Origin of the sequence: Polaribacter sp. SA4-10, assembly GCF_002163835.1 — a bacterium.
Lineage (GTDB): Bacteria > Bacteroidota > Bacteroidia > Flavobacteriales > Flavobacteriaceae > Polaribacter.
In genome coordinates this window covers 2,131,811-2,154,439 of the sequence record NZ_CP019331.1, presented here as the reverse complement: position 1 = coordinate 2,154,439, position 22,629 = coordinate 2,131,811, and the positions used below count along the sequence as shown (strand labels likewise).

Sequence of the window (22,629 nt, the reverse complement as noted above, 5' to 3'; positions counted from 1 at the left end):
TATGAAATATTTGATAATATTTTTTTCTATTACAATGTTTTTTGGATGTAAATCACAGGAGTATCAGCTAGTAGATAAGCCAATATTAATTTTAAAAGAAGGCTTTTATGTTGAAATTCCGCCCGCAATAGTAGAAGGATTTAGTTCTGTAAAGGCAACATTAAAATTTCAGGTATTCGATAAAGAAAAAATTGAATTGCTTGGCTTCTATTTTAGAAATAATTACATTTTAATGAAAGAAGTCTTAGATCCCTATGCTATTGAAGGAAGTGTTCAGAAGAAGAGTAAAGAAGATGTAGATCAAAAAAACACAATACCTTTTAATTTAGAGAGTTATGAGGTTGTTTTAAGTTATAAATATTTAGGGAATCTCAAGTATGCTAAATTTAAAGTTAAAAGAAAGGTCTCGTTTGATGATGTTCCGAGATAAGCATAGATAATTCAAATTTAAAAGGCGTCTAACAAGGCGTCTTTTTTTTATGATAAAATGTCAAAATAATCAGCTAATTTCTGTGCGTCTAAACCAATTTCATGTTGCAGATTTTTAAGGCTACCATGCTCAATAAACCTATCAGGAATACCAAGGATTTTTATATTATTTGTATAGCTGTGTTCAGAAGCAAATTCTAAGATAGAAGACCCGAAACCACCTTTAACAACTCCATCCTCTATTGTAATTATAGTTTTATATTTCTCAAAAATTGGATGCAATAATTTTTCATCCAAAGGTTTTAGAAAACGCATATCATAATGTGCAATTTTGCTTTTATTTTCTGATAAAAGAATTGCTTCTTCAATATTTTTAGCAATAGTTCCTAAAGATAAAACGGCAATCTTTCCCCCTTCTTTCAAACAAATTCCTTCGCCAATTTCTATCACAGAAAATTGTTGTTGCCAATCAATGATACTTCCAGTTCCTCTTGGATACCGTATTGCAATCGGTTTTTTCAATCCTAACTGTGCCGTATATAAAATATTTCTTAATTCAATTTCGTTTCTTGGTGCAAAAATAATGATGTTTGGGATACATCTTAAATATGCTAAATCAAAAACTCCATGATGTGTAGCTCCGTCCTCACCAACCAACCCAGCTCTATCTAGACAAAAAATAACGGGTAATTTTTGCAAAGCAACATCATGAATTACTTGATCATAAGCACGCTGTAAAAAAGTAGAATAGATGTTACAAAACGGAATTAAACCTTGGGTTGCCATTCCTGCAGCTAAAGTTACTGCATGCTGCTCTGCAATACCAACATCAAAAGTTCTTTTAGGAAATTTTTCCATCATCAATTTTAGAGAACTTCCTGTTAACATTGCGGGTGTTATTCCAACAATTTTATCATTTTTTTCTGCTAATTCTAAAATTGTTTTTCCAAAAACATCTTGGTACTTGGTATATAAACTTTCTTCCTTTTTTATTCTTTCACCAGAAATTTTATCAAATTTACCTGGTGCATGATAGGTTACTTGGTCTTCTTCAGCTTTCTGTAAACCTTTACCTTTTGTAGTAATTACATGTAAAAATTTAGGTCCTTTTACAGATTTTAGTCTTTCTAATTCTGATAAAATTTTTGGTAAATCATGTCCATCAATAGGACCAGAATAATCAAAATTCAACGCTTTTATAATATTGTTTTGTACAGCTAATCTTTTATCGGTTTTTACCTTTGTTAAATACTCTTTTAAAGCACCAACAGAAGGGTCGATTCCAATAGCATTATCATTTAAAATGATGAGTAAATTTGCGTTAGAAACCCCTGCATGATTTAACGCTTCAAATGCCATTCCGCTTGCAATAGAAGCATCACCAATAACAGCAATATGTTGTTTTTCTGTTTCCCCTTTCAGGTTAGATGCAATTGCCATTCCCAAAGCGGCAGAAATAGAAGTTGATGAATGCCCAACGCCAAAAGTATCAAACTTACTTTCGCTTCTTTTTGGGAAACCAGAAATTCCTTCTAACTGACGATTGGTATGAAAAACGTCTTTTCTTTCTGTTAAAATTTTATGTCCATATGCTTGATGCCCAACATCCCAAACCAATAAATCAGTTGGAGTGTCAAACAAATAATGTAAAGCAATTGTAAGTTCTACAACACCTAAACTGGCTCCTAAATGACCTTCTTTTGTAGCAACAATATCAATAATAAATTCACGCAATTCTTTTGCCAATTGTGGCAATTGGGTAGGACTTAATTTACGTAAATCTGTTGGGTTTGAAATGTTATCTAACAATTTTTTTGTCATAATACAAAAATACAATTTAACTTTTTGTATCCGTAAAACGGACTGTAAATAAATACAAATTTATCGTAAATTAATTACTTAAATTTACTCGATTAATAATATAATATATGATACAGCCTTTTGATGACGAATATTTTATGAGAAAAGCTTTGCAAGAAGCAGAAACGGCTTTTGATAAAGGCGAAGTTCCTGTTGGTGCAGTTATTGTTTTGAAAGATCAAATAATAGCGAGAGCACATAATTTAACAGAAACTTTAAATGATGTAACCGCGCATGCAGAAATGCAAGCATTTACTTCTGCAGCAGATTTTTTAGGTGGAAAATATTTAAAAGAATGTGTCTTATATGTTACTTTAGAGCCTTGCCAAATGTGTGCAGGTGCAAGTTATTGGGCCCAAATTGGTAAAATTGTCTACGGGGCTTCTGAACCAGAAAGAGGTTTTAAAAACTTAAACACTACGCTACATCCAAAGACAAAAGTAATTGGTGGCATTTTAGAAAATGAATGTTCTCAAATTTTAAAACGTTTTTTTGTTGAAAAACGAAATTTGAATTAGTGTTAAATACTGTTAATCTTTTAATAAAAATTAAATTAATATTTGTAGTCTAATTTGTTTTCGAGAACTTGAGCACATAATTCAAATAAAACAACTACTACAAATGAAAAATATTGCCTTAATTTTTTTGTTTTTATTTACTGTATCAGTAATTTCTGCACAAGAAACTCCAAGACCAAATTATAGAGCTGCTGCTAAATACGCTCCAAAAAACTTAGCAAAAATGGTGCATTCAACAAGTGTAAGACCACATTGGTTAAAAAAGGGAAACCGTTTTTGGTATGCTTACAAAACCTCAGAAGGGTCTAATCATTATTTGGTAGATTTAGATAAAAAATCTAAAAAATCATTATTCGATAATGTGAAAATGGCAAAATGGTTAACAGAAATAACCAAAGATCCTTATGATGCAAAACATTTACCAAAATTTACTTTTAAATTTAATAAAGCAGAAAATGCAATTCGTTTTCGAGTAACATCAACAGAAGAAGTACTAGCTGTTGATGATAAAAAGGAGGAGACAGATGATGATGAAAAAGAAGGAAGCGAGCAAGATTCTATTTCATCAAAAAAATCGGGAAAGAAAAAGCCCAAAATGGATAAAAAAGTCTACCATTTAGAATACAGACTTGGTAGAAATGGTTTGACAATTATTGATAACAAAAAGAAAGAAAAAGAAACGTGGAAGAAATGGGCAAATATTGCTCCAGACAGTTCTATTGTTTTGTATTCTAAAAATTACAATTTATATTGGATGGATAAAATGAACTTTAAAAAGTTTATTAAAGATGAAAAAGATAGTACAGTTGTAGAAAACCAATGGACCAAAGATGGTGAGGAAAACTATGGTTACGGTTCAGGAAATAGAGGGCAAGATAATGTGGATGTAGAAAAAAATAAAGACAAAAGAAAAGGGGCTTGGGGTACTTGGTCTCACGATTCTAAAAAGTTTGTTTTTCAAAAATCTGACGCGAGACATATTAAAGATTTATGGGTAATTAATTCTACTGAGAAAGAAAGACCGACTTTAGAAACGTATAAATACCATATGCCAGGGGAACAAGAATATTATAAATCAGAACTATTAATTTTTGATATTCCTACAAAATCACATGTAAAAGTTGCTTTAGATACTGTTCGTCAGCAAAGTATTTCTGTCTATAGAGCACCAAGAAAACAGTCTAATAAAGACGATGAATTTAAACCTTCTTTATTGCTTTCTAAAAAAGGGAAAATATATTTTAGTGTGATTTCTAGAGATAGAAAAAAACTAGATATTAATGTTGCGGATATCAATACAGGAGCATACAAAACTTTAATTGAAGAACGATTTAATACGTATATAGAGTCTCGTCCTTTAATTCTATTCAACAATGAAAAAGAAATATTGCATTGGGCAGAAAGAGATGGTTGGGCGCATTTTTATTTATATGATTCAGAAGGAAATTTAAAAAATCAAGTTACAAATGGTGATTATCATGTAGATAATTTTGAAGGTTTAGATGAAAAAACAAGAACCCTTTATTTTACAGCAAATGGTGTAAATAAAGAGCAAGACCCTTATTATGCACATTCTTATAAAATCAATTTATCAGGAACAGCAATGAAAGGTCTAAATCCTGGAGATTTTACATCAAGCACAAGTATGTCTGATTCTAATCAATATTTTGTAAACAATTTTTCTAGAGTAAATACAATTCCAAAATCAGAAGTTAGAGATACAAATGGACGAAAAGTGATGGATTTAGAAGCGGCAGATTTATCACAATTATTTGCATCAGGATATAAATTTCCAGAACCTTTTAAAGTGAAAGCAGATGATGGAATTACCGATATTTATGGTGTAATGTATAAGCCTTTTGATTTGGATTCAACAAAAGTGTACCCGTTGTTAGAATATGTGTATCCTGGTCCACAAACAGAAGCCGTAAACAAATCTTTTTCTTATAGAATGGATCGTTTAGATAGAATGGCACAAGTTGGTTTTGTGGTAATTACTTTAGGAAATAGAGGAGGACATCCAGATAGATCTAAATGGTATCATAATTATGGTTATGGTAATTTACGTGATTATGGTTTGGCAGATAAAAAATATGTTGCTCAACAACTAGCTAATAAATACCAATTTATAGATATTGAAAAAGTAGGAATCTATGGGCATTCTGGTGGTGGATTTATGTCTACTGCAGCAATGTTAGTATATCCAGATTTCTTTAAAGCTGCTGTTTCATCTGCAGGAAATCATGATAATAATGTGTATAATTCTTGGTGGAGTGAAACGCATCATGGTGTAAAAGAAGAAATTGATGCGAAAGGAAAAATATCTCATACCTATAAAATTGATGACAATCAATCTTTAGTTAAAAACTTAAAAGGACATTTAATGTTAATTCATGGAGATATGGATAATAATGTAAATCCTGCGGGAACAATTAGAATGGCAAATGCTTTAATTAAAGCGCACAAACGTTTTAAATTTATGGTGATGCCAGGACAAAGACATGGTTTTGGAAACATGACAGAATACTCTTTTTGGCTAAGAGCAGATCATTTTAGTAAGTATTTATTAGGTAAAGAAAATACAGAAGTAGATTTTATGTTTATGAATATGGATAAACCAATGAATAAATAAATTATTAAATTCTATGTCAGTCCTAGCATAGTGTGGAATTAATTAAAATAAAAGCAAAAAACTCTGAATGAAAATTCGGAGTTTTTTTGTGCTTTTTAATCTTGCTGATATTCTAAAATATCTGCAGGTTGGCAATCCAAAGCATCACAAATAGCGGCCAAAGTTGAAAACCGAATTGCTTTTGCTTTTCCTGATTTTAAAACAGATAAATTTGCGGTAGTAATTCCGATTATTTCTGCCAATTCTTTACTCCGCATTTTACGAGTGGCAAGCATTATATCTAAATTTACGATGATTGCCATATTATATAGTTAAGTCATTTTCTTGTTTTTGATTCTTGGCTATTTTAAATATTTCACTCAAAACTAAAAAAAACAATCCCAAACAAATAATTACTAAATGTTGATTTAATCCAAATTCTAAGGTTACTTTTTGTTCAAAATAGATTTTACTAAGTATCGAAATTAAAAACGAAATAAAACCAGAGATGATTAATAGGTTTCCTATCTTTTGAAATGATTTTATAACCGTTTCTTTAAATATTTTCACTCTTATAAAGTAGTTTAATACTTTTCTGAAAAAATATAAGGCAGCAATAATTAATAAATAATTGATTAAAGAGACAAAAAATAATACTTTTGACAACACATCGTTGTTGTTAAAATTTACTGAATTCATTTCTATATTTAACGCACCAAGGTCAATAAAGAAAATTGCAATAGAAAAGCCAATAATTAATAATACTACTGGCATAGAAAAGATCCAAAGTAAATCTACAATCGCTTTTAAAATATTTATTTTTCGCATAACTTTATATAATGTAGTAACACAAATATGGTAAAATTATTGATAAACAATAATAAAATGTTAAAAAAAGATAATTTTACACCTTTTTAATTACACTCGTTACAATTCCCCAAATCATAAAATCGTTCTCTTCAGTGATATTTATAATTGGATAATTAGGATTTTCTGGTTGTAACCAAACCTCATTTTTTTCTACACGCAAACGTTTTACTGTAAATTCTCCGTCTAAAAAACAAACCGCAATTTTATTGTTTGCAGGTTCTAAACTTCTGTCAATCACTAATAAATCGTTATCATCTAAACCGGCATCAATCATAGATTGACCTTTTACTTTTGCAAAAAAAGTAGCTTGTTTATTTCTGATTAATTCATCATCCAAAGAAATTCTTGTTTCCATAAAATCATCTGCGGGTGTTGGAAATCCAGCAGAAATTCCTGTATCAACAAAGATTGCTCCATTCCCAGTTGAAGCTTTGGGAGTAAAAAAAGTAAGTGTTTTAGAAGTTTCCATTTGAATGCAAATTATAACTTTTATATACATTTTAGACATTAAATTTAAAAATACTACCAAAGTAATTGTGGCGTATGTTTTATTTCGAAAACCAATCAACTTAAAACTTAAAATTTGACTTTATGGAAATTAGCATGTAAAGAACTAGCCTTTTAAAGTTTCTTTAAACTTCGATAAATAATCTATTATAGGCGCTTCTTAGTTTTTTAAGCACCGTTGTTATTTCTGCAGTATTTAAGTGCCCAAAACCAAAACGAATAGCGCAGGTATTTTTATCTTGATAAAGAATTGTTTTGGGTAGAAATAAATCGTTTTTTTCTGATTCTTCGGCTAGTTTTACTAACGATATTTTTGGTTGAAATTCTAACCAAATTGCTAATCCGCCAGAAGGAATTTTCCATTGAGCCATTTCTGAAAAATATTGAGTTAGGAGCTTGCATAAACAATCGCGTCTTTGTTTATAGATGACAATATTTTTTTTCATGAGGCGATAAATTTCACCTTCATGAATTAATTCAGACAGCATTTGTTCTTGAATTAAATCGCCTTGTTTGTCTAGTAATTCTAAATAATTATTTGCTTCAGATATCAGGTTTTCTGGCGCAACCACAAATCCTGTTTGAAAACTTGGAAATAATGATTGTCCCAATTTTCCTAAATAAATAACCATACCATTAGCATCTGCACTTGCCATGGGCAACATTGCAGAACCTTCATATTGAAAATCATAATCATAATCATCTTCAATAATAGCAAATCCGTATGCGGCAGCAAGTTGTAACAATTGTACACGACGTTCTGCACTTAATGTTACTGCGGTTGGGTAATCTCTATGTGTACAAACATAAACGCACCTTATACTTTTTTTTATAAAATGTTTTCTAATATAATCAACATTTAAACCCTCATCATCTATAGGAATTGTTTTAATGGTTGCACCTGCTTGTTGAAAAATCATATTAGAAGCATAATTACTTAAATGACCGACTAAGACAATATCGTTTTGTTTTATTAATAATTGAGATACGATGTACAAACTCATTTCTGTACTACGCGTATTTATTAAATTACTTGGACTTATATGAAAACCTCTAGTTGCATTTAAATAATTACATAGTTGCGTTTGAAATAGAGAATAAGAAGACTCAATTGGTCTGTTCCATTTATTTATCAATGTTTTTCTTTTCATGGCAGCGCTGTACCATCTGGTAAATTCATGTACAGGATGTAACCGTAAATCTGGTTTTCCATCGTTAATAGTATACTTAGCATCTGTTAACTGAGTAGTTGATGCTAAATGAAATGATTTTTGAAAAGGAAACCCTGTTGCCTTAGCGTAGCTATATGCTTGATGTAACTTTTTTGAAGGCGCTTTTATTTTTGCTTTTTTTAGTGCTGGTTCTAAAATAAATGTGCCTTTATTTGGTATTATTTCTACCCAACCTTGAGAGGCCAACTCTTCATAAACTGCAACTGCTGTATTTCTATGAACTTTTAATAGTTGACCTAACACACGGGTTCCTGGTAAAACTGTTCCCTTGGCTAAATAGCCACGTTGTATCGCATTTATAATTTGCTGTGAAACTTGTATATATACAGGTTGAGACAACGATTTATCAAAATTAATTAATTGTTTAAAAAGAGTATTAACCGGACTATCTATCATTTTAAAACTGGACTAGTTTAATCGTCCGGAAAGTTACGACTTTTGCAGCGTTTTAAAATTAAAATAAAATGACACGAAATAAATTATTAATTATTGCTTTTTTAGTATTGTATATGACTTCTTTTTCTCAGGAAAAAAAGGAAGTTCAAGAATTAGATACTGTTTTAATAAAATCTTCTAGAATAGATTTGCCATTTAAAGAAAATTCTAGAACAATAACTGTTATCACTTCTAAAGAGATAGAAAATAGCGCTGCAATAAATGTAGCAGATTTATTACAACAGGTTGCTGGTGTAGATGTTAGAAGAAGAGGAACTGCTGGTAGTCAAGCAGATTTATATATTAGAGGAGGAGGTTTTGATCAAACATTATTATTAATTGATGGTATTAAAATGGATGACGCTCAAACAGGTCATCATACTTTAAATGCTGCTTTACCGATAGAGGTTATAGAAAGAATAGAAATTATTAAAGGTCCTGCAGCACGAGTTTTTGGTCAGAATGCATTTACAGGAGCAATAAATATTGTTACTAAAAAGAAATTATCAAATACGGTTTCTGCCAATATTGAAGCAGGTTCTTTTGGGCAATTAAATGGTTCTGTAACTGTTGGTAAGGAGTTTAAAAACGCATCAATTATTGCACATGTTGGCGCGTTAACTTCAGGTGGTTATCGTGATAATTCTGATTATAATAATTACAATTATTTAGTAAAAGGTGTTTTTAACAAGAAAAAGCAACCTATTGAAGTACTTGCAACTTTTTTCGATAAGAAATTTGGCGCACAAAACTTTTATACTCCAGAATCATGGGGTTTTAATGAATATGAAGAAACTCAGAGTAGTTTGCTAGGTGTTTCATCAACATTTAAAAAAGAAAATTTTAAAATTACACCAAGAATTTATTGGAAAAGAGGTCAAGATATATTTCAATTAAAAAGAGATGATCCTAGTTTTTATAGAAACTTACATATAACGAATAAAGTAGGTGTAGAAACAAATGCTTCTTATACATCTAACGCAGGTATTACAGGTTTTGGTGCAGATATTTCTAAAGTTTTTATAAGAAGTAATAATTTAGGAGATAGAAATAGAACAATGGTAAACTTGTTTTTAGAACACCGTTTTAAATTGGCAAATGATAAATTAGATATAACGCCTGGTGTTGCTGTTACTTATTTTTCTGATTTTAAATTTCATGCATTTCCAGGATTGGATATTGGGTATCAATTATCAGATAATTTAAAAGCGTATGGAAACCTAGGTTTAACTTACAGAATACCAACATATACAGATTTGTTTTACAATGATAGCAGTACTAGTGGAAACCCTAATTTAAAACCAGAAGAAGCTTTTGCACAAGAAATAGGATTGAAATATAACTCAGGAAAATTTACAGCTTCTTTGGCAATTTTTAATAGAAATGCTACTAATTTAATTGATTTTGTTAAGCCAAATACTACAGCAACAAAATATGAAGCAACAAATATTGCAGAAGTAAATACCAAAGGTTTTGAGTTAAATGCAGATTATCGTTTTAAAATAAGCGATTATAATCAAACTTTATCTTTTGGATATAATTTTTTAGATGATGATATTTTAGATCAGAATAAAGAGTTGTCTCGGTATTCATTAAACACATTAAAACATCAATTTATAACACGTTTTACAAGTAAATTATTTAAAAATGTAAGACAAAATATTATTTACAAACATGCAGAACGTACTATTGGTGGAAGTTATAATGTTTGGGATGCTTCTGTAATTGTAGATTTCACTAAATTTAGTGTTACAGTTACTGCTAATAATATTTTTGATGCAGCATATATAGAATCTGGTTTTGTGCCGATGCCACCAAGCAATGTTTTATTTGGATTGCGTTATAATTTCTAAATTAGAGCTTTATAGAATTTTTTAATAAATAGTCTTGATATATTTTTATCAAGGCTATTTTTGGTTTTAAATTATTTACGATTTATGTGACAAAATTGTTTTTTATTCTAAACTCTAATTTTTATAACATGAACTTAACGCTACTTAATAGAGAGTAAATAGGTAAAAACACGTAAAATAGAAGACCAATAAGGTATTAAATGGGTATTAATACTGAGGTGATAGTCTGTTACTTTAAGTACATTTACGCCTCCCCTTAACTTAAATATTACTTAATTATGAAAGTTTGCCCTCAGTGCAAATCTGTGTCTAGGCACAGAATGAGGAGACAGGCAATGGTAAAATTAATTCCAGGTGCTAGAGCATACGCTTGTGATAACTGTAACACACAGTATACCTGGATTTCTTGGCTTAACCTATCTCTTAAAAACTAAAAAAGCACTCACATTTTTGTGAGTGCTTTTTTAGTTTAGAGTTTTAAGTTTTATTTAAATAATCTAAAAATATCATTTCCGTTAGCAAAAAGTAATAATGCAATTAGTAGAACAAACCCAACTACTTGCGCATATTCTAAAAATTTGTCACCAGGTTTTTTACCAGTAATCATTTCCCAAAGGGTAAATACTACGTGTCCACCATCTAAAGCAGGAATTGGTAAAAGATTCATAAACCCTAACATAATAGATAAGAATGCTGTAATGTTCCAAAAAGATTCTGCACTCCATTCAGCAGGAAAAATACTACCAATAGAAATAAACCCTCCTAAACCTTTATAAGCACCTGTACTTGGGTTAAAAATCTTTTTTAATTGTTTTACGTAATCTGTTAGTGTTTTCCAAGATTTATTCCAACCAGCAGGAATTGCTTCTGCAAAAGAATACTCAAAACGAGCTAAATCATAATATCCTAGTTTTTCTAAATCATTAGCAGATAGCTGCCCAATACCAACACCTAACTTACCTTCACTTGTTACTTTTACAGGAATTTCTTTAGTTTCATTTCCTCTTTTTACTGTAATAGTAATGTCTTGATTCTTAAATTTATCAAGTTCAGTTTGAGCTTCATCAAAATATTTAATAGCATTACCATTTATAGTAGTTACTATGTCTTTTGATTTTAAATCAGAATTTAGATTAGGAGAACCTTCTGAAATACCAGCAATTACAAATGGGTAACGTGGTAATATAAATGGTCCAGCATCTTTGCCTCTGTCCATTAACTGAGAAATAAAATCGGTAGGAATTTCTTTATCTAAAACTTCTCCATTTCTTTCTATCTGGTAATTATTTCCGTTGATAAACTCTAAAGACAACCCATAGAATTTCTTTATTTTTTCTCCATCAACAGTTAAAACTTTATCACCCGTCTGTAAACCTAAATCTGTTGCTAGTTTGTCTTGTACCCAAACACCATCTTTTACATTGTCATTTGGTAAAAATTTCTCTCCATAAGCATACATTAACATAATGTAAATGAAGATTCCTAAAACAAAATTCACAAAAACACCACCTAACATTATAATAAGACGCTGCCATGCAGGTTTAGATCTAAACTCCCAAGGTTGCACGGGTTGCGCTAGCTGCTCAGTATCCATGCTTTCATCTATCATTCCAGCAATTTTTACATAACCTCCTAAAGGAATCCAACCAATACCATAAACGGTATCACCAATTTTTTTCTTAAAAATTGAGAATTTATAATCGAAAAATAAGTAGAATTTTTCTACTTTAATTTTAAATAATTTTGCAGGGATAAAGTGCCCTAATTCGTGCAAAACAATTAGTAAAGATAAACTTAGTATAAATTGCGATGCTTTTATTAATATTTCCATTCAGCGTTAAATCAGGATTAAAAAAGCAACAAATGTACGTTTTTAAACAGAGCTGTAAAAGAACTATTAAAGGTTGCTTTTTATTTTAACAAAGATTTTGGATAGCATTTATTTTTGTTTACTTTTTTAAGGTGTTTTTAAGTCGTAAATTTGTGTAATTAAACCTGTTTTATGGATTTTAAATTCTTTAAAAAATCAATACCTACACTTATTTTTTTAGTAGTATTTTCTGTGGTTGGAATTACCGTTTTTTATCATTTATTAAAACAAGATGATCGATTAAAAATTTACAATCCGGTTGATGTAAATCCACGTTTGGTAGATGAAAGTATGTTGCATGTTCAAAAAAACCATACAATTGCTGATTTTGAATTGTTAAATCAGAATGGAGAAACAATTACCAATAAAAATTACAAAGACAAAATTTACATAGCAGATTTCTTTTTTACACGTTGCCAGACCATTTGTATTGCAATGGCATATAATATGAGTGAATTGCAAGAATTTTATAAAAATGATGATGATATTCTATTTTTGTCTCATTCTGTTACTCCAGTAATCGACAGTGTTTCTGTTCTTAAAGAATACGCAGATAGAAAAGGAGTAATTGATGGAAAATGGAATGTAACTACGGGAAGTAAAAAACACATTTATGAGCTTGCAAGAAAGAGTTATTTTGCTGTTTTAGATGAAGGAAATGGAGATGAAAATGATTTTATTCATACAGAACAATTTGTTTTGATTGATAAAGAAAGACGAATACGTGGTTTTTATGATGGTACAGAAAAAAAAGACATGGAAAAACTAAAAAAAGACCTCATTTTTTTAAAAGAAGAATATGCTAAGTAATAACTTGTTTAGAATCATTCTAATTTAGTATATTTGCTTCCCAAATATAATTCTTTGAGCACAATAGCATCTTTACATATTGGAGAAATAGGTTATATATCTGAAGAAGCTTTAGATTTTATACCCTTAAAACTGCTAGAAATGGGCTGTATACCCGGTGCAGAAGTGGAGCTGGTTCAGATTTCTCCGCTTAAAGACCTGTTATATATTTGTGTAAATGGAAGTCATTTAGCAATTAGAAAAGAGACAGCGTCTAAAATTCAAATCCTAAAAGTTAATTTGTAATGTCTAAAAATGATATAAAAGTAGCTTTAATAGGAAATCCTAATACAGGTAAAACCTCACTTTTTAATCAACTTACCGGTTTAAATCAAAAAGTAGGAAATTACCCAGGAGTTACGGTAGATAAAAAACAAGGAATTTGTAAGTTATCTGCTACACAAAATGCAATTATTACAGATTTACCAGGAACTTATAGCATAAATCCAACATCAATAGACGAAAGTATTGTTTTAAAAACCTTATTAAAAAAGGATATTAAAGAATCTCCAGATGTTATTTTAGTAGTTGCAGATGTAGAAAATTTAAAACGAAATCTTTTACTTTTTTCGCAAATTAAAGACTTAGAAATACCCACGGTTTTGGCAATCAATATGGTTGACCAAATGAGTAGAAAAGGAATTACTGTAGATTTATCTGAGTTAAAAAAGGAGCTAAACACAGAAGTTCTTTTAATTAGTGCCAGAAAAAATCAAGGAATTGATGAGGTAAAAGCAGCTATTATTAGGTGTCATGTTACCGCAAAAGCATCGCCTTTATGTGGAGTAAATCACAAAATTGATCCAGATTATTTTAAAAAATTAAAAGAAATTAGTCCTAATTATTCTTTGTATGAATTATGGTTGATGGTTACACAAGGTAATTATCCAGATACTATCACAAAAGAAGAAAAAGAGAAGTTATTAGCCTTTAAACAAGATGTTTCTAAGTTAAAAAAATACCAACACAAAGAAACTATTTATCGATATCAAGAAATAAATAAAATTCTTAAGAAAACTTATATTGTTGATAAAAGTAAAGCAAAAGATTTAAGAAGTAAATTAGATAAAGTTTTTACACATAAAATCTTTGGATATTTAATTTTTGTCTTTTTATTACTAATTATCTTTCAATCAATTTTTGATTTGGCTTCTGTGCCAATGGATTTTATAGACAGAGTTTTTGCACAAATTGCTGACTTCACAAAAAATAATTTAGAACCTGGAATTTTAACAGATTTACTAGCAGAAGGAATAATACCAGGAATTGGTGGTATTATTATTTTTATCCCACAAATTGCTATTTTATTTTTATTTATAGCTGTTTTAGAAGAAACGGGATATATGAGTCGTGTTGTTTTTTTAATGGACAAAATTATGCGACGTTTTGGAATGAACGGAAAAAGTATAATTCCGTTAATTTCTGGAACAGCCTGTGCAATTCCTGCAATTATGGCAACAAGAACTATTGCTAATTGGAAAGAAAGATTAATTACTATTTTAGTAACACCTTTTACAACTTGTTCTGCACGTTTGCCTGTATATGCAATTTTAATATCTCTAATTATTCCTGATAAAAAAATATTTGGGTTTTTAAATTTACAAGGTTTTGTATTGCTATTATTGTACGCTTTAGGTTTTGCAACAGCAATTTTAGCAGCCTATATTTTACACAAAACACTAAAGATAAAATCAAAATCATTTTTTGTAGTTGAGATGCCAAACTACAAATTACCTTCAATAAAAAATGTAGCTTTTGATGTATTAGAAAAAACAAAATCATTTGTTTTTGAAGCAGGTAAAATAATTTTGGCCTTGTCTGTTATTTTATGGTTTATGGCTTCAAACGGACCAGAATCTTTTAAAAATGCTGAGAAAAATGTTATAGAAAACCCTATTCATCAGCAATTAAATGATGCCGAATTACAACAAAAAATTGCTTCTGTAAAACTAGAAAATTCCTATATAGGTATTATGGGAAAAACCATAGAACCCGCAATTAGACCTTTAGGTTATGATTGGAAAATAGGAATTGCATTAATAACTTCTTTTGCAGCTCGTGAAGTATTTGTAGGAACTTTAGCAACCATTTATAGTGTAGAGGCAGATGATGAAAACACAACAACTATAAAAGAGAAAATGGCTTCTGAAGTTAACGAAACAGGAGGAAAACGTTTTAACTTTCCTGTAGGAATGTCTTTATTAGTCTTTTATGCATTTGCAATGCAGTGTATGGCAACTTTAGCCATTGTAAAACGCGAAACTAAAACATGGAAATGGCCGTTAATTCAGTTGTTTGGAATGACAGGGTTAGCGTATGTAGCATCATTTATTGTATATCAAATTTTAAGTTAATGCAAGAAATTATTACTTATATCATTCTTTTTGTAGCAGTTGCTTTTTTAGTGAAGAAATATTTTTTTTCATCAAAAAAGAAGAAAAATTGTAGTACAGATTGTGGTTGCCACTAAAAACTTAACAGAATATTAATACATTTTTTCTGTAAGGAGTCTTATTTTTGATGACCAATAAATAACACGAATTAATCAAAATATAAACTATGAAAAAATCAATTTTATGTATCGCTATTTTTGCAATTTCTTTCCTTTCTTCTAATGAAGTTGTTGCTCAAGAATTCTCAAAAATGGATGTAAGTCCAATGGATGCAGCCTATTTTCCTAAAAGTTACAAAATATCAGATAAAGTAGTAAAAGTAACTTATGGAAGACCACAATTAAAAGGAAGAAGTTTAGATAAACTAGCTCCAAAAGATAACGTTTGGAGAACAGGAGCAAACGAAGCAGCAGAAATTACTTTCTACAAAGATGTAACTTTTGGTGGAGAAAAAGTAAAAGAAGGAAGGTATACATTATTTACAATTCCGGGAGAAAAAGAATGGACAGTAATTTTAAGTACAGCAAAAAATGTTTGGGGTTCTTATTTTTATAAACAAGAAGAAGACGTTGTTAGAGTTTCTGGTACAGTTTCTAATTCTGATGAAAACATTGAAGCTTTTTCTATGATGTTTGATGATGAAATGAATTTAAATATGGGCTGGGGAAATACCATAGTTTCTGTTACTATTGAATAATTAAAAAACATAAAATTTAGATAAAAGTCGCAATTATTTTGCGACTTTTTTTGTGCTTTTAATTTACTGAAACATACACTTTAATCTTTTAAAGAATAAACGTAAATTTGCGGACTTTAATAAAAGAATCAAAATGCAATATAATCATCAAGAAATAGAAGAGAAATGGCAAAAATTTTGGGCTGAAAACCAAACTTTTAAAGCCAGTAATGAATCGGAGAAACCAAAGTATTATGTGCTAGATATGTTTCCTTATCCTTCAGGAGCAGGTTTACATGTTGGGCATCCTTTAGGTTATATTGCAAGTGATATTTATGCACGTTACAAACGTCATAAAGGGTTTAATGTTTTGCATCCTCAAGGATATGATTCTTTTGGTTTACCAGCAGAACAATATGCAATTCAAACTGGGCAACACCCTGCAAAAACTACAGAAGCAAATATTGCAACCTATAGAAAACAGTTAGATAAAATTGGTTTTTCTTTTGATTGGTCTCGCGAAGTAAGAACTTCTAATCCAGCATATTATAAATGGACACAATGGATTTTTATTCAGCTGTTTAATTCTTGGTACAATAAAGATTCAGACAAAGCAGAAGATGTTTCTACGTTGATTAAAATCTTTAAAAAAGAAGGAAATGCCACTGTAAATGCAGTTGCAGATGAAGATATCAAAATATTTTCTGCGGAGCAATGGAAAGCGTTTTCAAAAACAGCACAAGAAGAAATTTTATTACAATATCGTTTAACATTTTTGTCGGATACAGAAGTAAACTGGTGTCCTGCTTTAGGAACCGTTTTAGCAAACGATGAAATTGTAAATGGCGTTTCAGAACGTGGAGGTCATCCTGTTGTTCGTAAAAAAATGACACAATGGTCTATGCGAATTTCTGCATATTCACAACGTTTAATAGACGGTTTAGAAACGATTGATTGGCCACAACCATTAAAAGATTCTCAAACAAATTGGATTGGTAGAAGCCAAGGAGCAAGTGTTACTTTTAAAGTTGAAGGAAGTACTTCTAAAGAAAATTCTGAAGTAAAACTATCTTATAAAGAACTAGAAGCATTAAAAGAATTACGTTTAAACCTTTCTAAAGCAGAAGGAACTCTTTGGGATGAATTAAAAAATAAAAAAGGCGCGGCAAAATTTAGAAAAAAGTACAGAATTGGTGCTTTTATGGTTGATTATGTGTGTTTGGCTAAAAATATTATTGTAGAATTTTCTGGTAAAGAAGACGAAGCAGCAAGAGCTATTTATTTCGCTAGCGAAGGATTTAATCTTATTCGTTTTACAAATGAAGAAGTTCTAGAAAACGTTTTAAATGTTGTTTCTAAAATTAATAATACAATTCAGTTTTCTAAACCCGTTGAAAAAACGGTTAGTAAAACCGATGTTACGTCTATCGCAGTTGAGAAATCTTTTAAAATAGACGTTTTTACAACAAGACCAGACACTATTTTTGGAGTAAGTTTTATGACGTTAGCTCCAGAACACGAGTTGGTTTCTAAAATTACTACAGACGCTCAAAAATCTGCAGTTGAAACCTATATAAAAGTAACAGCAAAACGTTCTGAGCGTGATAGAATGGCAGATGTAAAAACCATTTCTGGTGCATTTACAGGTGCGTTTGCAATACATCCTTTTACAGGAAAAAAAGTACCAATTTGGATTGGAGATTACGTGTTAGCAAACTATGGCACAGGAGCAGTTATGTCTGTTCCTTGTGGAGATCAACGTGATTATGATTTTGCAAAACATTTTAATATTGAGATTCCTAATATTTTTGAAAATGTAGATATTTCTGAAGCTGCGCATGCAGGTAAAGAAGGAACAAAAATTGCAAATTCAGATTTCTTATCCGGATTAAAGTACAAGAAAGCCATGAAATTAGCCATTTTTGAAATGGAAAAACGTGGTTTTGGTGAAGGAAAAATAAACTACAGATTACGTGATGCTGTTTTTAGCAGACAACGTTATTGGGGAGAACCTTTTCCTGTTTATTATAAAGACGGAATGCCACAAATGATTGACGCAAAATACTTGCCAATTGTGTTGCCAGAAGTAGAAAAATATTTACCAACTGAAGATGGAAAACCACCTTTAGGAAACGCAACAGAATGGGCTTGGGATTCTCGTGCAAATAAAGTGGTGCCTAATGAAAAGTTAAAAAACAAAACGGTGTATCCGTTAGAACTAAACACAATGCCAGGTTGGGCAGGAAGTTCTTGGTATTTTAATAGATATATGGATTCTAATAATGAAGGCGAATTTGCAAGCAAAGAAGCCTTAGATTATTGGAAAGAAGTAGATTTATATATTGGAGGTTCAGAACATGCAACAGGACATTTATTGTACGCTCGTTTTTGGCAAAAATTCTTGTTTGATAAAGGAATTGTTCCTGTAGATGAGTTTGCAAAAAAACTAATTAACCAAGGAATGATTTTGGGAACTTCTGCTTTTGTATATAAAGCAAGTCCTTTTGTGAAAAATGGTTGTAGTATAGATACATCTAATGACGATGTTTTAGAAAAGATACCAACTGTAATTGTTTCTAAGAATTTATTTAATTCTGATGATGAATTTGAAGCCGTTGTTAAAAATTATCTACTAGATAAAGGATTTTTGAATCCGAATTTTGCAGATTTAGTACTGATTGTAAAAACACCTTTACACGCAGATGTTTCTTTAGTAAATGCTTCTGATGAATTAGATGTTGAAGCTTTTAAAAATCATCCTTTAAATGCAGAGTATAAAAATGCAGCATTTATTTTAGAAGATGGAGTTTATAAAGTTGGTAGAGAAGTTGAGAAAATGTCAAAATCTAAATACAATGTGGTAAACCCAGATGCTATTTGTGAGGAGTATGGCGCGGACAGCCTTAGGCTGTTTGAAATGTTTTTAGGCCCTTTAGAACAAGCAAAACCTTGGAGTACCTCAGGTATTTCTGGAGTATCCTCTTTCTTAAAGAAATTATGGAAATTGTATTTTACAGAAGAAGTTCTTACAATTTCTGATGCAGCACCTACAAAAGACGAATTAAAAGTTTTACATAAAACCATTAAAAAAGTAGAAGAAGATATAGAGAATTTCTCTTTTAACACCTCTGTTTCTACGTTTATGATTGCAGTAAATGAGTTTACTGCTTTAAAATGTAACAAACGTGCAATTTTAGAACCATTAGCAGTTTTAGTTTCGCCTTATGCGCCACATATTGCAGAAGAATTATGGAATCAGTTAGGAAATAAAGAAAGTGTTTCTACTGTAGATTTTCCTGTTTTTGATGCAAAACATTTGGTAGAAAGTGCGAAAAATTATCCTATTTCTTTTAACGGAAAAATGCGTTTTACATTAGAGCTTCCACTAGATTTATCTAAAGAAGAAATTGAAGCAGCAGTAATGGCTAATGAAAAAACAATTGCGCAATTAGAAGGTAGAACTCCTAAAAAAGTGATTATTGTTCCTGGTAAAATTGTAAATATAGTTGGCTAGCACACGCAATGTACTTTTGGTATTCACTTGTTTGTGAAGAGATAATTACAATGAAATAGTTACAAGCATATTGTCATTCCGAACGAATAATGAGTAGGAATCTCATAATATACTTGTAGCTATTTTAATAAGATTTCTCAATCGCTGAAATGGGCATTTCTAAATGACAGATTAAGCAATTCATTTATCAGAAAAAGTAAAAAAAATGATTGACTTTTACGAGGTGATTGGCTTAATTGCTGCATTTATTACAACAGCATCCTTTTTGCCACAAGTTTATAAAACCTGGAAAACAAAACAAACAGAAGGTTTATCTTTAACCATGTACGTTACTTTTTTTATTGGGATCGTTTTATGGTTAATTTACGGAATTCACTTAAATAGTTTACCAATGATTTTAGCCAATTCAATCACAGCAGTTTCCTCTTTATTTTTAGTGATTATGAAATTAAGACATAAATAAAAAAAGATATTTTATACCTACTAAAAGTCATTACATAGTTTGTAATGACTTTTTTATTTTGTTACCTTGTGACTATATTCATAAACAAAAATAAAAAGTAAAATTTTCCTTTTAATTGGTTTTGTTGGAACACCTTTTGCATGGTCAAAACAATACCTTTTTTATTATAGGTTTTGAGAATATATTATTACTAAAAACATAAAGAATAAATTAGAACAATTTGAGTATTTTTAAAAACATATCACTTAAAATTCGCATTTTTTTATCAATGATTTTATTGGTGTTATTAGCTTCAATATTAATATTGGTTGTAACCCTTTATCAATATGATGAGCAAACAAAAGACTATAATATTCAGCGTTTTGAACGAAAAGAATCTGCAACAAAACAAAGCATAGAATTAGAGCTTAAAAATAAAACCACGTATCCTGTAAGTACAGAAAATTTATCTAAAATTTTTAAGGAACGTATTTATGAAATATCAGCAATACATAAGCTAAATATTTCTATGTATGATATGAATGGTAAGCTGCTAAAATCTTCTATAGCCAATGCTTTTGAGAAGTTAGATATACAACCTATTTCTGAAAGTATTCTTGATGAATTAGCGCAAAATTCTAATCATAAAATATTAAAAGCAAGAGAAGAAAACGGTATTGGTTACCAATCTTCATATTCTTATGTAAACGATCCTAAATTTAAAAGAATAGGTATTTTAGAATTGCAATTTACACAAGACAATTCTGAGATTGAGAAAGAACTAAGAGAGTTTATGTATAGACTTAGTTTGGTCTATCTTTTAATGTTTTTAATTGCAATTGCTTTTGCCTATTTTTTATCAAGTTATATTACACGTTCTATAAAAACAATTTCAGATAAAATGCAACAAACGCGTTTGAATGAGAGGAATGAAAAAATTATTTTAAATGCTGCAAGCTCAGAAATTGAAATTTTAGTTGAAGCGTATAATAATATGATAGATCAGCTAGAGGAAAGTGCTGTAAAATTGGCTAGAAGTGAGCGTGAACAAGCTTGGAGGGAAATGGCAAAACAAGTTGCTCATGAGATTAAAAACCCATTAACACCAATGCGATTAACAGTGCAGAGTTTTGAGCGTAAGTTTGATCCTGAAGACAAAGATGCTAGAGAAAAGTTGGCAGAATATAGCCAAACCTTAATTCAACAAATAGATGTAATGAGTGCTATTGCATCTGCATTTTCAGATTTTGCTAAAATGCCAACTCAAAAAAGAGAAAAGATTGAAGTAATTGGTGTTGTAAAGTTGGCTTTAGATATTTTTAATGAAGATTACGTAAAATATTTACCAAAGGAAAAAGAATTATATGCCAATTTAGATAAAACACAATTAATAAGAATTGTAACTAATCTAGTTAACAATGCTTCACAATCAGTAGAAAATAAAGAAAACCCGTTAATAGAAGTAAAAGTCTTATCCGAAGGAAATGATATAAAAATTATAGTTTCTGATAACGGAAAAGGAATAAGCGAAGAAGTAGAAGATTTAATATTTGAACCTAAATTCACTACAAAAACAAGTGGAATGGGATTAGGCTTACCCATGATAAAAAATATTATTGAAGCTTATGATGGCACTATTTATTTTACATCAAAAGAAGGAATTGGAACTGTTTTTACAGTGATTTTACCAAAAACATAATAACCATGTCATTCCTGCTAAAACAGGAATCTAAAACAATAAATAGATGAACTTTGAAAATATTTTAGTTGAAAAAAACAACGGAACTGCAAGAATAACAATTAATAGACCCAATAAATTAAACGCTTTAAATAAAGCAACTATTAAGGAGTTAAATGTAGCTTTTGGTGCTTTAGAAGATAACAAATCTGTAAAAAGTATAATTATTACTGGAAGTGGAGACAAAGCATTTGTTGCAGGTGCAGACATTTCTGAATTTGCTCATTTTTCTGTTGATGAAGGCGGTGAATTATCTAGGTTAGGACAGACAATATTATTCGATTATATAGAAAATTTATCTACACCAGTAATTGCAGCTATAAATGGTTTTGCTTTAGGTGGAGGTTTAGAATTAGCAATGGCTTGTCATTTTAGAATTGCATCTGATAATGCAAAAATGGGGTTACCAGAAGTTTCTTTAGGTGTAATTCCTGGTTATGGAGGCACACAAAGGTTACCACAATTAGTTGGTAAAGGAAAAGCGATGGAATTAATTATGACCGCGGGAATGATTGCTGCAGAAGAAGCAAAAGATTGGGGTTTAGTTAACCACGTAACAACCCAAGAAGAATTATTACCATTAGCAGAAAAACTAGCGAGTAAAATTAATAGAAATTCTTCTTTAGCAATAGGTGCAGCTATAAGAGCTGTAAATGCAAATTTTGAAGATGGTGTAAATGGTTTTGATACAGAAATAGAAGAGTTTGGAGAATGTTTTGGAACCAAAGATTTTAAAGAAGGAACTACTGCATTTTTAGAAAAAAGAAAACCTAATTTTCCAGGAAATTAAATAGAAAAAGAAAAGCGAGCCTCTCCAGGCTCGCTTTTTTTA

Annotated in this window: 19 protein-coding genes; 13 read left to right on the top strand and 6 right to left on the bottom strand. The window is 30.2% G+C overall.

Translation table 11 applies throughout. The annotated features are described in order from the left end of the window. The first annotated feature begins 1 nt into the window (after nucleotide 1). Complete coding sequence (locus BTO04_RS09335; protein ID WP_087564236.1) at nucleotides 2-430, top strand: hypothetical protein; 429 nt, start codon at nucleotides 2-4, stop codon at nucleotides 428-430. A gap of 47 nt (nucleotides 431-477) precedes the next feature. Here BTO04_RS09335 and dxs read toward each other — a convergent pair whose 3' ends face one another. Next, nucleotides 478-2,250 carry a 1-deoxy-D-xylulose-5-phosphate synthase gene (dxs, locus tag BTO04_RS09330; protein ID WP_087564235.1) on the bottom strand — a complete coding sequence of 591 codons (1,773 nt, stop codon included), beginning with the start codon at nucleotides 2,248-2,250 and terminating at the stop codon, nucleotides 478-480. A gap of 107 nt (nucleotides 2,251-2,357) precedes the next feature. On the opposite strand from dxs, the gene BTO04_RS09325 reads away from it, so the two are divergent. Together BTO04_RS09325 and BTO04_RS09320 are read left to right on the top strand one after the other, a co-directional pair. After that, on the top strand, nucleotides 2,358-2,807 hold the full coding sequence (locus BTO04_RS09325; protein ID WP_087564234.1) for a nucleoside deaminase: 450 nt from the start codon (nucleotides 2,358-2,360) through the stop codon (nucleotides 2,805-2,807). Between the two features lie 103 nt (nucleotides 2,808-2,910). Then, nucleotides 2,911-5,439 carry a DPP IV N-terminal domain-containing protein gene (locus tag BTO04_RS09320; protein ID WP_087564233.1) on the top strand — a complete coding sequence of 843 codons (2,529 nt, stop codon included), beginning with the start codon at nucleotides 2,911-2,913 and terminating at the stop codon, nucleotides 5,437-5,439. A 95-nt stretch (nucleotides 5,440-5,534) separates the two neighbouring features. Here the strand turns inward: BTO04_RS09320 and BTO04_RS09315 are convergent, their stop codons facing one another. The 4 genes from BTO04_RS09315 to BTO04_RS09300 form a co-directional block, all read right to left on the bottom strand. Further along, nucleotides 5,535-5,741, bottom strand: coding sequence for a helix-turn-helix transcriptional regulator (locus tag BTO04_RS09315; protein WP_087564232.1), 207 nt, complete (start codon nucleotides 5,739-5,741; stop codon nucleotides 5,535-5,537). 1 nt (nucleotide 5,742) lies between these two features. Further along, nucleotides 5,743-6,246, bottom strand: coding sequence for a DUF2975 domain-containing protein (locus tag BTO04_RS09310; RefSeq protein WP_087564231.1), 504 nt, complete (start codon nucleotides 6,244-6,246; stop codon nucleotides 5,743-5,745). A gap of 76 nt (nucleotides 6,247-6,322) precedes the next feature. Then, a complete protein-coding gene (locus BTO04_RS09305) occupies nucleotides 6,323-6,757 on the bottom strand; it encodes a LexA family transcriptional regulator (RefSeq protein ID WP_087564230.1) in 435 nt (144 codons plus the stop codon). A 163-nt stretch (nucleotides 6,758-6,920) separates the two neighbouring features. Continuing rightward, nucleotides 6,921-8,423: a PLP-dependent aminotransferase family protein gene (locus BTO04_RS09300; protein ID WP_087564229.1), complete on the bottom strand. Its 1,503-nt coding sequence runs from the start codon at nucleotides 8,421-8,423 to the stop codon at nucleotides 6,921-6,923. A 68-nt stretch (nucleotides 8,424-8,491) separates the two neighbouring features. On the opposite strand from BTO04_RS09300, the gene BTO04_RS09295 reads away from it, so the two are divergent. Beyond that, a complete protein-coding gene (locus BTO04_RS09295) occupies nucleotides 8,492-10,315 on the top strand; it encodes a TonB-dependent siderophore receptor (protein ID WP_087564228.1) in 1,824 nt (607 codons plus the stop codon). 484 nt (nucleotides 10,316-10,799) lie between these two features. On the opposite strand, the gene rseP is transcribed toward BTO04_RS09295, so the two are convergent. Then, a complete protein-coding gene (gene rseP / locus BTO04_RS09290; protein WP_087564227.1) occupies nucleotides 10,800-12,146 on the bottom strand; it encodes an RIP metalloprotease RseP in 1,347 nt (448 codons plus the stop codon). A gap of 171 nt (nucleotides 12,147-12,317) precedes the next feature. On the opposite strand from rseP, the gene BTO04_RS09285 reads away from it, so the two are divergent. The 9 genes from BTO04_RS09285 to BTO04_RS09245 all read left to right on the top strand — a co-directional run bounded on the left by BTO04_RS09285 (nucleotide 12,318) and on the right by BTO04_RS09245 (nucleotide 22,587). Continuing rightward, nucleotides 12,318-12,995, top strand: coding sequence for an SCO family protein (locus BTO04_RS09285; RefSeq protein ID WP_087564226.1), 678 nt, complete (start codon nucleotides 12,318-12,320; stop codon nucleotides 12,993-12,995). Nucleotides 12,996-13,049: 54 nt separating this feature from the next. Continuing rightward, nucleotides 13,050-13,280, top strand: a complete 231-nt coding sequence (locus tag BTO04_RS09280; RefSeq protein ID WP_087564225.1) for a FeoA family protein — start codon at nucleotides 13,050-13,052, stop codon at nucleotides 13,278-13,280. Next, a complete protein-coding gene (gene feoB, locus BTO04_RS09275) occupies nucleotides 13,280-15,388 on the top strand; it encodes a ferrous iron transport protein B (RefSeq protein ID WP_087564224.1) in 2,109 nt (702 codons plus the stop codon). The genes BTO04_RS09280 and feoB overlap by 1 nt, the downstream gene beginning before the upstream one ends. Further along, nucleotides 15,304-15,504 (top strand): FeoB-associated Cys-rich membrane protein, encoded by a 201-nt coding sequence (locus BTO04_RS15745; protein WP_368356222.1) that lies wholly within the window; start codon nucleotides 15,304-15,306, stop codon nucleotides 15,502-15,504. The genes feoB and BTO04_RS15745 overlap by 85 nt, the downstream gene beginning before the upstream one ends. An 89-nt stretch (nucleotides 15,505-15,593) precedes the next feature. Next, nucleotides 15,594-16,124: a DUF2911 domain-containing protein gene (locus BTO04_RS09265; protein ID WP_087564222.1), complete on the top strand. Its 531-nt coding sequence runs from the start codon at nucleotides 15,594-15,596 to the stop codon at nucleotides 16,122-16,124. Between the two features lie 133 nt (nucleotides 16,125-16,257). After that, entirely contained in the window at nucleotides 16,258-19,617 is a 3,360-nt protein-coding gene (locus BTO04_RS09260) for a class I tRNA ligase family protein (RefSeq protein ID WP_087564221.1), read from the top strand. A 205-nt stretch (nucleotides 19,618-19,822) separates the two neighbouring features. After that, nucleotides 19,823-20,080: a SemiSWEET family sugar transporter gene (locus BTO04_RS09255; RefSeq protein WP_368356221.1), complete on the top strand. Its 258-nt coding sequence runs from the start codon at nucleotides 19,823-19,825 to the stop codon at nucleotides 20,078-20,080. Nucleotides 20,081-20,348: 268 nt separating this feature from the next. Further along, a complete protein-coding gene (locus BTO04_RS09250) occupies nucleotides 20,349-21,758 on the top strand; it encodes a PAS domain-containing sensor histidine kinase (protein ID WP_087564220.1) in 1,410 nt (469 codons plus the stop codon). Nucleotides 21,759-21,804: 46 nt separating this feature from the next. Then, the gene (locus BTO04_RS09245) at nucleotides 21,805-22,587 is read left to right on the top strand and encodes an enoyl-CoA hydratase/isomerase family protein (RefSeq protein WP_087564219.1); all 783 of its coding nucleotides are present in this window, start codon (nucleotides 21,805-21,807) and stop codon (nucleotides 22,585-22,587) included. Nucleotides 22,588-22,629 lie beyond the last annotated feature (42 nt).

What these genes read in the sequence shown, in the direction of transcription:
- BTO04_RS09335 (WP_087564236.1), top strand. Translation starts at nt 2, where the DNA reads ATGAAATATTTGATAATATTTTTTTCTATTACAATGTTTTTTGGATGT.
- dxs (WP_087564235.1), bottom strand. Translation starts at nt 2,250, where the DNA reads ATGACAAAAAAATTGTTAGATAACATTTCAAACCCAACAGATTTACGT.
- BTO04_RS09325 (WP_087564234.1), top strand. Translation starts at nt 2,358, where the DNA reads ATGATACAGCCTTTTGATGACGAATATTTTATGAGAAAAGCTTTGCAA.
- BTO04_RS09320 (WP_087564233.1), top strand. Translation starts at nt 2,911, where the DNA reads ATGAAAAATATTGCCTTAATTTTTTTGTTTTTATTTACTGTATCAGTA.
- BTO04_RS09315 (WP_087564232.1), bottom strand. Translation starts at nt 5,741, where the DNA reads ATGGCAATCATCGTAAATTTAGATATAATGCTTGCCACTCGTAAAATG.
- BTO04_RS09310 (WP_087564231.1), bottom strand. Translation starts at nt 6,246, where the DNA reads ATGCGAAAAATAAATATTTTAAAAGCGATTGTAGATTTACTTTGGATC.
- BTO04_RS09305 (WP_087564230.1), bottom strand. Translation starts at nt 6,757, where the DNA reads ATGGAAACTTCTAAAACACTTACTTTTTTTACTCCCAAAGCTTCAACT.
- BTO04_RS09300 (WP_087564229.1), bottom strand. Translation starts at nt 8,423, where the DNA reads ATGATAGATAGTCCGGTTAATACTCTTTTTAAACAATTAATTAATTTT.
- BTO04_RS09295 (WP_087564228.1), top strand. Translation starts at nt 8,492, where the DNA reads ATGACACGAAATAAATTATTAATTATTGCTTTTTTAGTATTGTATATG.
- rseP (WP_087564227.1), bottom strand. Translation starts at nt 12,146, where the DNA reads ATGGAAATATTAATAAAAGCATCGCAATTTATACTAAGTTTATCTTTA.
- BTO04_RS09285 (WP_087564226.1), top strand. Translation starts at nt 12,318, where the DNA reads ATGGATTTTAAATTCTTTAAAAAATCAATACCTACACTTATTTTTTTA.
- feoB (WP_087564224.1), top strand. Translation starts at nt 13,280, where the DNA reads ATGTCTAAAAATGATATAAAAGTAGCTTTAATAGGAAATCCTAATACA.
- BTO04_RS15745 (WP_368356222.1), top strand. Translation starts at nt 15,304, where the DNA reads ATGGAAATGGCCGTTAATTCAGTTGTTTGGAATGACAGGGTTAGCGTA.
- BTO04_RS09265 (WP_087564222.1), top strand. Translation starts at nt 15,594, where the DNA reads ATGAAAAAATCAATTTTATGTATCGCTATTTTTGCAATTTCTTTCCTT.
- BTO04_RS09260 (WP_087564221.1), top strand. Translation starts at nt 16,258, where the DNA reads ATGCAATATAATCATCAAGAAATAGAAGAGAAATGGCAAAAATTTTGG.
- BTO04_RS09255 (WP_368356221.1), top strand. Translation starts at nt 19,823, where the DNA reads ATGATTGACTTTTACGAGGTGATTGGCTTAATTGCTGCATTTATTACA.
- BTO04_RS09250 (WP_087564220.1), top strand. Translation starts at nt 20,349, where the DNA reads ATGATTTTATTGGTGTTATTAGCTTCAATATTAATATTGGTTGTAACC.
- BTO04_RS09245 (WP_087564219.1), top strand. Translation starts at nt 21,805, where the DNA reads ATGAACTTTGAAAATATTTTAGTTGAAAAAAACAACGGAACTGCAAGA.